The sequence below is a fragment of the Mesoterricola sediminis genome (assembly GCF_030295425.1).
Classification (GTDB): Bacteria; Acidobacteriota; Holophagae; order Holophagales; family Holophagaceae; genus Mesoterricola; species Mesoterricola sediminis.
Genome location: NZ_AP027081.1, coordinates 466,803 through 480,097 on the forward strand (window position 1 = coordinate 466,803; position 13,295 = coordinate 480,097).

A 13,295-nucleotide genomic window follows, 5' to 3' on the forward strand; every position below is an offset into this window, starting at 1 on the left:
TGGGATCACCGGCCGATGAACTGGGCCGGGCGTTTCTCGATGAAGGCCTGCATGCCTTCCTTCTGGTCGGCCGTGGCGAAGGTCTGGGCGAAGAGCTCGGCCTCGATGGAGAGGCCGTCGCCGAGGGGGAGGTCGGTCCCCTCGTTCACGGCGTGCTTGCAGTGTGACACGGCCAGGGGGGCCTTCCGGGCGATGAGGGCGGCGAGCTCCCGGCAGCGGGGGAGGAGGAGGTCGGGCGCCGTCACCTCGTTGAAGATCCCCAGCTCCAGTCCCCGCTGGGCGGAGATCACCTCCCCGGTGAAGAGGAGGTACTTGGCCCGGCTGCGGCCGACGATGCGGGCCAGCCGCTGGGTGCCCCCGAAGCCGGGGATGACGCCCAGGTTCACTTCCGGCTGGCCGGCCTTGGCGGCCTCGCTGGCGATGCGGATATCGCAGGCCATGGCCAGCTCGAGGCCCCCGCCGAGGGCGAAGCCGTTGACGGCGGCGATGACCGGGTGGGGGTGGTCCTCGATGAGGTTGAAGATCCGCTGCCCGCGCTGGGCGAAGGCCCGGGCCTCCAGGGGCGAGAGCCCGGCCATGGCCTTGATGTCGGCCCCGGCCACGAAGGCCTTGCCGGCCCCCGTGAGGATGACGGCCCGCACCGAGGGCTCCCGGCCCAGGGCCAGGAAGGCCTCCTCCAGGCCGGCCAGGATGCCGTCGTTCAGGGCGTTGAGGGCCTCGGGGCGGTCGAGGGTGACCAGGCCCACCCCCGCCTCGAGCTCGAACCGGACGTGTTCACTCATGCGCGTCTCCTTCATCCCGCCGGGAATTCCGGCTCCCAGGGTTCGACCACGGCCAGCGGGTCGCCGGCGGCCACCGCCACGCCCTCCCGGGCGGTGACGGAGGCGACGACGCCCTCGATGGGGCTCTTGATCTCGTTCTGCATCTTCATGGCCTCGAGGATCAGGAGGACCTGGCCCTGGGCGACCCGGTCCCCGGGCTCCACCAGGACCTTGCGCACATGGCCGGCCATGGGGCTCTTCAGGTCCTGGCGGCCGGAGGCCCCCTTGCTCATCTTCTGGGCCAGTTTCTTTTTCTTCTCCTCCACCATCTCGATCTCGTAGAGGTCCCCCTTGATGAGGACCTCGTAGGTGTCCTCCGTGTGGGTGGCGTCCACGTCCACCTCGAAGGAGCGTCCCCCGAGGATCATGGAGAAGAGGTTGGGTTCGGGCTCGAGGAAGTCGACGTCGTATTCCCGGTCGCCGAGGGCGACGATGTACTGGCCCGGGCGGGGCTCCTTCACCTTGATCCGGGTGGTGCGTCCCTGGTGCGTCGCGATGTAGGTCATGGCAGCCTCCTCAGAATCCCGGATCGCGCTTGACGCGGCCGCTCTGCTTCCAGAGGGAGGCGTCGCCGCCCCCGCCGGAGGCCGGCGCGGCCAGGCCCTTCGCCTTGTCCCGGCGGTAGGCCTTGATGGCGGCGGCCACCAGGGCCACGTCCTCGTGCGGCTTCACGCGGGCCTCGTCCTGGGGCTGGAACTCCCGGTCGATGAAGTTCGTGTCGATGTCCCCCTCGAGGAACTTCGGGTTCCGGAGGACCCGGGCGTGGAAGGGGATCGTGGTCTTGATTCCCTTCACCTTGTACTCGGAGAGGGCGCGCAGCATGCGGGTGACCATGCGCTCCCGGGTGCTGCCCCAGACCACGAGCTTGCTGAGCATGGGGTCGTAGTGGATGGGCACGTCCAGGCCCTCGTACATGCCGGACTCGTCCCGCACCCAGGGGCCGCCCGGGACCCGGAGGCCGATGATGCGGCCGGGGGTGGGCAGGAAGCGGTTGTCGGGGTCCTCGGCGTAGATGCGGCACTCCAGGGCGTGGCCGTGGCAGGGGACGTCCTCCTGGCGGAAGGGGAGGACGTAGCCCGCGGCGCTGCGGATCATCTCCTTGCACAGGTCGATGCCGGTGATCATCTCGGTGATGGGGTGCTCCACCTGGAGCCGGGTGTTCATCTCCAGGAAGAAGAACTCCCGGGACTTGCCGGAGACGATGAACTCCACGGTGCCGGCCGAGTCGTAGTCCACCGCCCTGGCGGCGCGGACGGCGGCCTCGCCCATGGCCCTGCGCATCTCCGCGTCCACGATGGGGCTGGGGGCCTCCTCGATGACCTTCTGGTGCCGGCGCTGGATGGAGCACTCCCGCTCCGGGCAGTAGATGATGTTCCCGTGGCGGTCCCCCAGGACCTGGATCTCGATGTGGCGGGGGTTCTCGATGTAGCGCTCCATGTAGACCGCGTCGTCCCCGAAGGCGGCGAGGCTCTCGGACTTGGCGGTCCGGTAGGCGGGAAGCAGGTCCTCTTCCCGGAGGATCATGCGCAGGCCCTTGCCCCCGCCGCCGGCGGCGGCCTTCATCATGATGGGGTAGCCGATCTTCCGGGCCCAGGCGACGGCCTCCGCCTCGCTCTGGAGGTTCTCCCGCATGCCGGGCACGAGGGGCACGCCCATCTCGTGGACGGCCACGCGGCTCGTGGTCTTGTTGCCCATCACCCGGATGGCCCGGGGGTTGGGGCCGATGAAGGTGATGCCCGCGGCCGCGCAGGCCTCGGCGAAGGCCGCGTTCTCCGAGAGGAAGCCGTAGCCCGGATGGATGGCGTCCGCCCCGGCGGCCTGGGCCACCTCCAGGATGCGGTCGCCGCGCAGGTACGAATCCCGGCTGGGGGCCGGGCCGATGCAGTAGGCCTCGTCCGCCGCCCGCACGTGCAGCGCGGCCCGGTCGGCTTCCGAGTAGACGGCCACGGTGGGCACGCCCAGCTCCTTGCAGGCCCGGATGACGCGGATGGTGATCTCTCCCCGGTTCGCGATCAGGATCTTCTTGAACATGGCCGGATCCTCAGAGGGGCAGGTTGCCGTGCTTCCTGGGCGGGTTGCTGACGCGCTTGTTGCGGCAGGCCTCCAGGGCGCGGATCAGGCAGGGGCGGGTGCGCAGGGGATCGATGATCTCGTCCACGTAGCCCAGCTCGGCGGCGTTGTAGGGGTTGGCGAAGGCGGCCCGGTAGTCGTCCAGGAGGTTCCTGCGGGTGCGCTCGGGGTCCAGGGAGGTGTCCAGCTCCTTGCGGTGGATGATGTTGACCGCGCCCTCGGGCCCCATGACGGCGATCTCGGCCGTGGGCCAGGCGATGGCGTAGTCGCAGCGGATGTTCTTGGCGTTCATGACGCAGTAGGCGCCGCCGTAGGCCTTCCGGGTGATGACGGTGACCCGGGGCACGGTGGCTTCGGTGATGGCGTAGAGGAGCTTGGCGCCGTGCTTGATGATGCCCCCCAGCTCCTGGTCCACCCCCGGCAGGAAGCCCGGCACGTCCTCGAAGAAGACGAGGGGGATGTTGAAGCAGTCGCAGAACCTCACGAAGCGGGCCCCCTTCAGGGAGGCGTCCACGTCGAGGGCCCCGGCCAGGTGATTGGGCTGGTTGCCCACGATGCCCACGGGGCGGCCGTTGAGGCGGGAGAAGCCCACCACCAGGTTCCGGGCGAAGTGCTCCTGCACTTCGAAGAAGTGCCCGTCGTCCACGATGGCCCGGACGACCTCCTTCATGTCGTAGGGCTGGTTGGGGTTGTCCGGGACGAGGGTGCGCAGGGCCACGTCGGTACGGTTGGGGTCGTCCGTGCAGGGCCGCGCGGGCGGGTCGTCCTGGTTGTTGAGGGGGATGAAGCCCATGAGCTCCCGGATCATGAGCAGGCACTCCTCGTCGTCCGAGGAGGCGAAGTGGGCGCACCCGGAGCGGGCGTTGTGGGTCATGGCCCCGCCCAGCTCGTCCTTGCTGACCTCCTCGTGGGTGACGGCCCGGATGACGTCGGGGCCGGTGATGAACATGTACGAGGTGTCCTTCACCATGAAGACGAAGTCGGTGATGGCGGGGGAATAGACGGCGCCGCCGGCGCAGGGGCCCATGATGGCGGAGATCTGGGGGATCACCCCGGAGCAGAGCACGTTGCGGGTGAAGATGTCGGAGTAGCCGGCCAGGGACTGGACCCCCTCCTGGATCCGGGCGCCGCCCGAATCGTTGAGGCCGATGACCGGCGCCCCGTTCCGGGCGGCCATGTCCATGATCTTGCAGATCTTCTCGGCGTAGGCCTTGGAGAGGGACCCTCCGAAGACCGTGAAGTCCTGGGCGAAGACGTAGACGAGGCGGCCGTCGATGGTGCCATAGCCCGTCACCACGCCGTCGCCCGGGATCTTCACCTTGCCCATGCCGAAGTTGTCGCACCGGTGCAGGACGAACTTGTCGATCTCCGTGAAGGAGTCCTCGTCCAGGAGGATGGCGATGCGCTCACGGGCCGTGAGGCGGCCGGACTGGTGGTGTTTCTCGATCTTGTCCGGGCCTCCGCCCTTCTCCGCTTCCTCGTTCTTGCGCCGGAGCAGCTCCAGCTTGGCGTCCTGTCCCGTGGTCATCGGTCCTCCTGTCATGAGGAAAAGACAAACAGCGTGCCTGCTCGGCGATCCATGCCTAGAGGAGCTTGGCGATGGTCTGGAGCTGCATGAACGTGGTGCCTTCGTAGATCTTGCCGATCTTGCTGTCGCGGAAGTACTTCTCGGCGGGGTAGTCCTTGGTGAAGCCGTAGCCGCCGAAGATCTCCAGGCATTCGCTGGCCACGTACTCGGCCACCTGGCTCACGTAGTACTTGGCCATGGCCGCCTCCTTGATGAAGGGGAGGCCGGCGTCCTTCATGCGCGCGGCGTTGTAGGTGAGGAGGCGGGCCGCCTCCACCCGGCTGGCGCATTCGGCCAGGCGCATCTGCACGGCCTGGAACGCGAAGATGGGCTTCCCGAACTGGCGGCGTTCCTGGGCGTAGGCCAGGGCGTGGCCCAGGGCCCCCTCGGCCAGGCCCAGCATCTGGGCGGCGATGCCGATGCGTCCCTCGTTGAGGGTCTCGATGGCCACCTTGTAGCCCTTGCCCACCTCCCCCAGCACCTGGTCGGCGGCGACGGGGACGTCGGAGAGGGCGAGTTCGCACGTGGACGAGGCGCGGATGCCCAGCTTGTCCTCCTTGCGGCTCACGCTGAAGCCGGGGGCGGAGCGCTCCACGATGAAGGCGGTGATGCCCTTGTAGCCGAGGGCGGGATCCACCGTCGCGAAGACGATGAAGAGCTCCGCCTCCTCCGCGCTGGTGATGAACATCTTGCTGCCGTTCAGGACGAAGCCCCCGTCCTTCGGCGTCGCCCGGGTGGCCAGGGCGAAGGCGTCGGAGCCCGAGCCGGCCTCGGAGAGGGCGTAGGCGCCCACGGCGTTCCCGCAGAGGCGGGGCAGGAACCGCGCCTTCTGGGCCTCGGTGCCCCAGCGGGAGAGGCAGTTGTCCACGAGGGTGTTCTGAACGTCCACGAGGACGCCCACGCTGGCGTCCACCTTGGAGAGCTCCTCGATCACGAGGATGGCGTTGAAGAAGCTGGATCCCGCCCCGCCGTGGGCCTCGGGGACCTCGATGCCCATGATCCCCAGGTCGAAGAGCTTGCCGAGGAGGGCGCGGTCCAGCTTCTGGGCCTCGTCCATGGCGCGGCGGAGGGGCTCGATCTCGTTGCGGGCGAAGTCCGCGACGAGATCGCGGAAGGCGATTTCCTCGTCATCGAGGAGGGTCAGGGGACGGCTCATGCGGTCTCCGGCGGGTCGGGTGGGTTCTGGAAGGTGACAAAGTTGAACATGATTGGGCTTGGAGCGGAAACGCGGATTTTTGCGTTCACATGGAGCGCCGGTATTTTCCACCCATCTCGTAGAGGACGGAAGTGATCTGGCCCAGGCTGGCGACACGCACGGTGTCCATCAGGACGTCGAAGACATTGGCCCCCCGCCGGATCTGGTCCCGGAGCCGGTCGAGGGCCGGGCCCGCGGCCTCCCGGTGCCGGGCCTGGAACGCCCGGAGGCTGGCGAGGCGGGCGTCCTTCTCCTCGGCGCTGGCGCGGCTGATGGGCTGGGCCTGGGCCTCCTCCGCGTCCCGGACGAAGGTGTTGACCCCGACCACCGGCAGCTCCCCCGAGTGCTTCCGGGTCTCGTAGAGGAGGGACTGCTCCTGGATCCGGTAGCGCTGGTACTGGGTCTCCATGGCGCGCAGGACGCCGCCGCGGGCGTCCAGGGCCAGGAACTCCTCCAGCACCGCCTCCTCCACCCTCGCCGTGAGCCGCTCGAAGAAGTGGCTGCCCTGCAGGGCGTTCTCGCTCCAGTACACGCCCCACTCCCGGGTGAGGATGAGCTGGATGGCCATGGCGATGCGCACCGACTCCTCGGTGGGGGTGGTGAGGGCTTCGTCGTAGGCGTTGGTGTGGAGGGAGTTGCAGTTGTCCAGCAGGGCGGTGAGCGCCTGGAGCGTGGTCCGGATGTCGTTGAACTTCATCTCCTTGAGGTGGAGGGAGCGGCCCGAGGTCTGGATGTGGTACTTGAGCTTCTGGTTCCGCTCCCGGGCGCCGTACACGTCCCGGAGGGCCACGGCCCAGATGCGGCGGGCCACGCGGCCCAGGACCGAGTACTCCGGGTCCAGGCCCGAGCTGAAGAAGAAGGAGAGGCTGGGGGCGATGTCGTCGATGGCCATGCCCCGGCTCAGGTAGTACTCGACGAGGGTGAAGCCGTTGGCGAGGGTGAAGGCCAGCTGGGTGACGGGGTTGGCCCCCGCCTCGGCGATGTGGTAGCCGGAGACGCTGACGGAGTAGTAGTTGCGCATCCGGTTGCGGACGATGAAGTCCTGGACGTCGCCCATCATCTTCAGGGCGAACTCGATGGAGAAGATGCAGGTGTTCTGGGCCTGGTCCTCCTTGAGGATGTCGGCCTGGACCGTGCCGCGCAGCGCCGCCAGGGACGCCTCGCGCACCTGGGCCTCCTCCACGGGGGTGAGGGGGCCCTCGGCGCGGCGCTTCTCCAGCTGCTGGTCGACGGCCGCGTTGAAGAACATGGCCAGGATGACGGGGGCCGGCCCGTTGATGGTCATGGACACGGAGGTGGCCGGGTCGCAGAGGTCGAAGCCCTGGAAGAGCCGCTTCATGTCGTCCAGGGTGGCCACGCTCACCCCGCTCTCGCCGATCTTCCCGTAGATGTCGGGGCGCTCGTGCGGGTCCTCCCCGTAGAGGGTCACCGAGTCGAAGGCCGTGGAGAGGCGGCGGGAGGCGTCGCCCTGGCAGAGGAAGTGGAACCGGCGGTTGGTGCGCTCCGGGCCGCCCTCGCCGGCGAACTGGCGCTTGGGATCCTCGTCGGTGCGGCGGAAGGGGAAGACGCCGGCGGTGAAGGGGAAGCTCCCGGGAACGTTCTCCAGCCGGAGGAAGCGCACCAGGTCGCCGTAGCGGTCCGTGGCGGGCAGCTCCACCTTGCGCACGGGGGTTCCCGCCAGGGAGGTCACCGTCAGGGGGACCTTCACCTCCCGGTCCCGCACCGCGTAGGTGAAGGCGTCGCCCCCGTAGGCGGCCTTCAGGGCCTCCCAGCGCGCCAGGAGGCGCTCCCCCTCGGGGCCAAGGTCCGCCCGGGCGCGGGCGGCGGCCGCCGCCGCCTCGGGCACCTCCGCCGCGGCCGTCTCCAGGGCCTGGAGGCGGTCCGCCTTGGCGGCGAGGGCCTCGGTGTCCCGGTGGTAGGCGCGCACGGCGGAGACGATCTCCTGGAGGTAGCGGGCCCGACCGAAGGGGACGATGGGGGCGGCCCGGTCACTGGAGAAGGCGAGGGGGCCCGGATCGGGGAGGGCGGAGGCCAGCGGCAGGCCGTGGTCCTCCCGGAGGCGGGCCAGGAGGTCCAGGTAGAGGCGGTCCACCCCCGGATCATCGAAATGGCCGGCCACCGTGCCGTACACGGGCAGGGCCTCGTCCGGCACCTGGGCGGGGAGGCCCCGGTTCCGGCGCACCTGGCGCCGGACCGCATGGAGGGCGTCCTCGCTGCGCTTGTCCTCGAACTTGTTGACCACCACGAGGCGGGCGAAGTCCAGCATGTTGATCTTCTCGAGCTGGGTCCCGGCGCCGAAGTCGCTCGTCATGACGTACACGGGCAGGTCCGACATCTCCGTGATCTCGGTATCCGCCTGGCCGATGCCGCTCGTCTCCACCAGCACGAGGCTGGCCCCGGCCGCCTGGAGGACGGCTGCGCCCGCCCGCACCCGCGCCGCCAGGTCCGGGCCGCCGGCCACGCTGCGGAAGAAGACCCGGGGATCCGAGGCCGTGCCCATGCGGAGGCGGTCCCCCAGGAGGGCCCCGCCGGAGGCCTTGCGGGTGGGATCGATGGCGAGCACGGCCACGCGCAGGTCCGGATGGTCCAGGAGGAGCCTGCGGACCAGTTCATCCACCAGGGAACTCTTGCCCGCCCCGCCGGTGCCCGTGAACCCGATGACCGGGCAGCGCGAGCCGGGAGCGGGGGGCTCCCCGCCGTCCAGGGCCGCGCCGAGGGCCCGGGCCAGGCCCGGCCGGTCCGACCAGGCCGCCGCGGGACGGGGGCGCGGTTCCGGCGACCGGGCCCGGCCCAGCAGGTCGGCGATCATGCCGTCCACCCCCAGGCGCATGCCGTCGTCCGGCGTGTAGATCTTCTCCACCCCCGCGGCCTCCAGGGCCGCCGCCTCCGCGGGAAGGATGACCCCGCCCCCGCCGCCGAAGACCCGCACGTGCCCCGCCCCCGCCTCCCGCAGCCGGCGGGCGAGGTAGGTGAAGAAATCCACGTGGCCGCCCTGGTACGAACTGACGCACACCGCGTCCGCGTCCTCCTCCACCGCGGCCTTCACGATCTCGTCCACGCCCCGGTTGTGGCCCAGGTGGACCACCTGGGCCCCCTGGGCCACCAGGAGGCGCCGCACCAGGTTGATGGCGGCGTCATGGCCGTCGAAGAGGGCCGCGGCGGTGATGATCCGGATCGGCTGGTCGGTTCCCTTCATGGAGGCTCCGGGGTGGGCGAGACATGTTCTCATTCTCCGTCAGGCCAAGGGAAGCTTCCGGACGGCGTCAGGGCCCCAGGGCCCGGAGGAAGGGCAGGGCTTCCGCGAGGACCGCCGTCCGCGCCTCCAGATGGGGCGCGTGGGCGCAGGCGGGCAACAGGGTGCCGCGGCCACCCGTCGCCGCGGCGATGGCCGCCACCTGGGCCGGCGTGCCGTAGGGGTCCGCCGCGCCCTGGAGGGCCAGCACCGGGGCCCGGACGGCCCGCTGTTCCTCCACGATGGACCAGCCGCGGTGGGCCTCGGAAAGCCAGAGTCCGGCCCAGCCCTCGAACATGGCGTCCAGGCCGGCGCCGTGGTGCCGGGCCAGGCCCCGGCGGAGGCCGCCCTCCCGGTAGGCCTTCAGGGCCGTGGCCACGCCGGTCCGGGTGACCTCCTCCACGAAGACGTGGGCCGCCAGGGTCAGGACTCCCAGGGGCCGGTCCGGGAAACGGGCCGCGAAGCGCAGCGCGAAGGTGCCCCCGTCGCTGTGGCCCACGAGGACCGGGCGAGCGATGCCACAGGCGTCGAGGACGGCGGGCAGGGCGACCTCCGGTTCCGCGTCGAAGTCGGCGCGGGTCTGGGGGCGGGTCCGGGGCTCGGCGCCCCCGTGGCCATAGCGGTCGTACACGAGGGCCGGCCATCCCAGGGCGCCCGCGAGGGCGTCGGGGAAGTCCCGCCACTGGGTGACGCTGCCCAGGGCCTCGTGCAGGAAGACCAGGGTGGGGGCGTCCGGACGAGCTTCCGGTGGCAGAAGCCGCCGGGCCCGCAGCCGGCGGCCACAGGCCTGGAGGGCGAAGGTCTCCGAGGGAAGGGATGGGACGGGAATCACGGGGGGCATTCTGGCACAGCCCGCCCGGGCTTTCACGCCTTACATTCGATCCTTAAATATTGAAATGTCGAATGATCGTGAACCTCAGGCCTCCTGGCGCCTCAGCCAGAGGTTGTAGGCGTACATGCTGGCCGCGGAGCAGAGGCCGATGGCCGCCAGGATGACCCAGCCCGTGGTGGCGGCCCGGGGGTCCAGGCGGAGCAGGCCGTTGGGCAGCTTCTCGGCCCCCCGGCACATGATGCCGTTGAAGAGGTAGGCGCCGGCGGGGCCGCCGATGAGGGCCCCGACCGCCATGGGGATGTTGGCGTAGCCCAGGAAGAGGCCCTCCTGGCCCTTGGGCGCCAGGGAGCCGATGTACTCGTAGAGCCGGGAGGACGCGAAGAGCTCGCCGAAGGCGATCAGGGCCACCGTGAGCACGATGAACAGGGAGCCCATGGGCACGAGGCCCGCCACGGAGGCCGAGACCCCGCCCGCCGCGAAGACCGGCACCAGGTTGATGAGCATGGAGAGCCCGATGATCACCGTGCCCACCACGATGGACTTGATGGGGGCCAGCTTGCCGAAGGTGAGGGTGATCAGCATCTGGAAGCAGACGATGACCAGGGGGTTGGCCATGGTGTACAGGTCCATGGCCGGGGACAGCTCCACCGTGCGCTTCACGTAGAGGGGCAGCAGGTTGTAGACCTGGTTGTAGATGAAGTAGAAGCCGCTGGACACCACGAGGAACATGGTGAAGCGGCCGTTGGCCAGGACCTTGAACATGCCGGCCAGGATGTCGCCGAGGGGGCGGGAGGGTTTGCGCGCGGTGTTGCCCATCTCCACGTCCGGGTCCTTGAAGACCACGAGCACCACGAAGAACGCCACCACCGCGGCGGCCATGGAGACCGCGAAGATGGCGCTCAGGTCGAAGCGGCGCCGGAAGTAGAAGGCCACGCCGCGCCCGACCAGGCTGCCGACGTTGATGATCATGTAGAAGATGCCGAAGCCCAGGGTCTTGCGGGCGCCGGCCGTCTTCTGCACCGTGCCGGCGATGCAGGGCTTCACGATGCTGCCGCCCAGGCCGATCATCACCACCCCGGCGATGATGGGCACGGCGGTGCGCCAGCCCACCGTCACCTCGGCGCTCAGGGTGGGCGAGAGGCGGGCCCCCCCGAACCACACGGGCCAGCCCATGAGGAAGTAGGCCACGGCCAGGAGGACGAAGGCGACGAGGAGGCTCCGCTTGAAGCCGTACTGGTCCGCCAGGGAGCCCGACAGGATGGGCAGGAAGTAGACCAGGAACCACAGGACGCTCGAATTGAGGAAGCTGGGCCAGTACGCGCCGAAGCCCAGCTGGCCCAGGTAGAGGACCACGAAGCTGGCCATGGCGTAGTAGGCGGCCCGCTCGAAAAGTTCGGTGCCGTTGGCGGTCCAGAAGCTGCTCGGGAAGGCGGGTGCCGTCCCGGGGGTCGGGCGCTGCGAAGTCATGGAAGCTCCAGATCGGTACCCGATCAGCTTCGCACGCCCGGGTGGGGCCTTCCAGGGCTCAGTCGGCGGGGGCCGCCGCAGGGGGCAGGGGCCGGGGACCCGCCACGTCCAGGAGGCTCTCCCCCGGCAGGGCCCAGACCCGGGTGAAGGCCGCCGGAGCTGGCAGGTCCAGGGGCGCCAGATCCTCCGCGAGGGCCGGCGCCTGCGCCGGGGCCGGCGAGCTGTCCGGGATCGCCCGGGGCGCGTCCGGAACCTGGAGGGGGGAGAGGCGGAGGCCCAGGAGCTGGTCCACCTGGGCGGCCGTCGTCGGGGACAGGGCCGGGCTGCTGATCTGGGCGGCCGCGGGGTCTGGCCAGGCGTCCAACTGGAAGGCCACCTCCAGGCCCGCGCTGTCCGGGGCCTCGGCCACCCGGATGACCGCGGGGGCCCAGGCTTCCGCCCGGGCCTCCGTGCAGACCACGTCGGCCCGCAGGGCTTCCGGTTGGCCTTCCGCCTCGGCGGGCGCGCAGGCCAGGCGCAGCGCCAGGAGGGACTGCCCTCGCCCGTCCTCCACGAGGAAGCGGGCTTCACCGGTCGCCACCGGCACCGCGTGGACCTCCCCGGGCCGCAGCACCACCTGGCGCGTGGAGCCGCCGGGGCTGGCCGGGGCCGAGAGCGTCCAGGTGCCCTGGGAGCGGTTCACCAGCTGGAAGGTGCCGGCCTGGGCCGGCGCCAGGGCCGCCAGGGCCAGGAGAAACGGGGTGAGCGAACGCGGCATGGACGGTCCTTGGTGCGGGATGCACGCTTCCCTGGATGGCCTCCACCAAATAAAGGTTTCATTTGGTAGGACGCTGGTCACAAATCGGAGGGGCCTATCCGAAATACCCCGGCCCGGATGGTAGGTTCTTGGAAGAGGTGTGCGGTGGCCAAGTCGTCCTGGTTGAAGCCTTTCCCCTGGCGCCACGCCGTGCAGGCGGCCTTCCTGGGCCTCTGCGCGTGGATCGGCGTCGAGTTCCACCTGTTCATGACCTGGTGTGCCGATCCCGCCAACGCCGCCTACGTGCCGCACCCGCCCGGGGCCGAGGCCTTCCTGCCCATCAGCGCCCTGCTCAGCCTCAAGTACTGGATCCTGACCGGCCGGATCTGCGAGCTGCATCCCGCCGGCTTCTTCGTCTTCGTGGCGGTCCTCCTGGTGGCCCTCCTCCTGCGCAAGGCCTTCTGCGCCTGGATCTGTCCCGTGGGCACCCTGGGCGAGCTCCTGGAGCGCCTGGGCGCGCGGATCCTGCCCCGGCGGTTCGCGCCCCCCCGCTGGGTGGACCTGCCCCTGCGGGGCCTCAAGTACCTCCTCCTCGCCTTCTTCGCCTGGACCACCCTCCGCATGGACCTGCCCGCCCTGGGCGCCTTCCTCTACAGCCCCTTCAACGCCGCGGCGGACCTGCGCATGTACGGCTTCTTCGCCCACATCAGCCCGACGACCTTCACCGTGATCGCCCTCCTGGCCCTCCTGGGGCTGGCGGTGGAGAACGCCTGGTGCCGCTACCTCTGCCCCTACGGCGCCCTCCTGGGCCTGCTGGCCTTCGCCAGCCCCCTCAAGATCCGGCGCGAGGCCGCCACCTGCACCGGGTGCCGGAAATGCACGCGCGCCTGTCCCGCCCGGATCCAGGTGCATGCCGTGCGGACCGTGCGCACCGATGACTGCTCCGCCTGCTACCGCTGCGTGGCGGCCTGCCCCGAGAAGGCGACCCTCCGCATGAACGCCCCCGGCGGCCGGGCTGTTCCCACCTGGCTCTTCGCGGTCCTCGTCCTCGCCCTCTTCGGCGGCGTCACCGGCTTCGCCATGGCCACCGGCCAGTGGCGCACCGTGATCACCCCCCAGGACTACCGGCAGCTCTACCTGGAGGACCGGTAGGGGCAGGACCGGGCGGGACCCGCGACGGGGCCTTGCCCCCGGGCAGGGCACGTTGGATATTGAGCGGGGAAAGACCCGGTCAAGTCGTGGTATTCCACCCTCTTGCAATCATTTATTTAAAGTTTTATGTGCAGCCCGCCCCGCCAGATCTGCCATCCGCGGGCAGGAGGGTGCTGTCCACGGCCTCACCGGGGTCTGGGCGGGCCCGCGGGTTATCCTAGGC

Annotated in this window: 10 protein-coding genes; 1 reads left to right on the forward strand and 9 read right to left on the reverse strand. The window is 70.2% G+C overall.

The features are described 5' to 3' along the window. Nucleotides 1–5: 5 nt before the first annotated feature. The 9 genes from R2J75_RS02130 to R2J75_RS02170 all read right to left on the reverse strand — a co-directional run bounded on the left by R2J75_RS02130 (nt 6) and on the right by R2J75_RS02170 (nt 11,941). Complete coding sequence (locus R2J75_RS02130; RefSeq protein ID WP_243330734.1) at nt 6–782, reverse strand: enoyl-CoA hydratase/isomerase family protein; 777 nt, start codon at nt 780–782, stop codon at nt 6–8. Between the two features lie 11 nt (nt 783–793). Continuing rightward, entirely contained in the window at nt 794–1,327 is a 534-nt protein-coding gene (locus tag R2J75_RS02135; RefSeq protein WP_243330731.1) for a biotin/lipoyl-containing protein, read from the reverse strand. Nucleotides 1,328–1,337: 10 nt separating this feature from the next. Continuing rightward, nucleotides 1,338–2,852 (reverse strand): acetyl-CoA carboxylase biotin carboxylase subunit, encoded by a 1,515-nt coding sequence (accC, locus tag R2J75_RS02140; RefSeq protein ID WP_243330729.1) that lies wholly within the window; start codon nt 2,850–2,852, stop codon nt 1,338–1,340. 10 nt (nt 2,853–2,862) lie between these two features. After that, nucleotides 2,863–4,419 (reverse strand): acyl-CoA carboxylase subunit beta, encoded by a 1,557-nt coding sequence (locus R2J75_RS02145; protein ID WP_243330727.1) that lies wholly within the window; start codon nt 4,417–4,419, stop codon nt 2,863–2,865. Nucleotides 4,420–4,474: 55 nt separating this feature from the next. Next, nucleotides 4,475–5,614 (reverse strand): acyl-CoA dehydrogenase family protein, encoded by a 1,140-nt coding sequence (locus R2J75_RS02150; protein WP_243330719.1) that lies wholly within the window; start codon nt 5,612–5,614, stop codon nt 4,475–4,477. 85 nt (nt 5,615–5,699) lie between these two features. Next, nucleotides 5,700–8,849 (reverse strand): fused isobutyryl-CoA mutase/GTPase IcmF, encoded by a 3,150-nt coding sequence (icmF, locus tag R2J75_RS02155; RefSeq protein WP_279342662.1) that lies wholly within the window; start codon nt 8,847–8,849, stop codon nt 5,700–5,702. A 67-nt stretch (nt 8,850–8,916) separates the two neighbouring features. Next, nucleotides 8,917–9,717, reverse strand: coding sequence for an alpha/beta fold hydrolase (locus tag R2J75_RS02160; RefSeq protein ID WP_316410971.1), 801 nt, complete (start codon nt 9,715–9,717; stop codon nt 8,917–8,919). Nucleotides 9,718–9,801: 84 nt separating this feature from the next. Beyond that, nucleotides 9,802–11,184 (reverse strand): MFS transporter, encoded by a 1,383-nt coding sequence (locus tag R2J75_RS02165; RefSeq protein ID WP_243330715.1) that lies wholly within the window; start codon nt 11,182–11,184, stop codon nt 9,802–9,804. A gap of 58 nt (nt 11,185–11,242) precedes the next feature. Next, nucleotides 11,243–11,941 (reverse strand): hypothetical protein, encoded by a 699-nt coding sequence (locus tag R2J75_RS02170; protein ID WP_243330714.1) that lies wholly within the window; start codon nt 11,939–11,941, stop codon nt 11,243–11,245. A 162-nt stretch (nt 11,942–12,103) separates the two neighbouring features. Here R2J75_RS02170 and R2J75_RS02175 point away from each other — a divergent pair, with 162 nt between their 5' ends. Next, complete coding sequence (locus R2J75_RS02175; protein WP_316410972.1) at nt 12,104–13,072, forward strand: 4Fe-4S binding protein; 969 nt, start codon at nt 12,104–12,106, stop codon at nt 13,070–13,072. Nucleotides 13,073–13,295 lie beyond the last annotated feature (223 nt).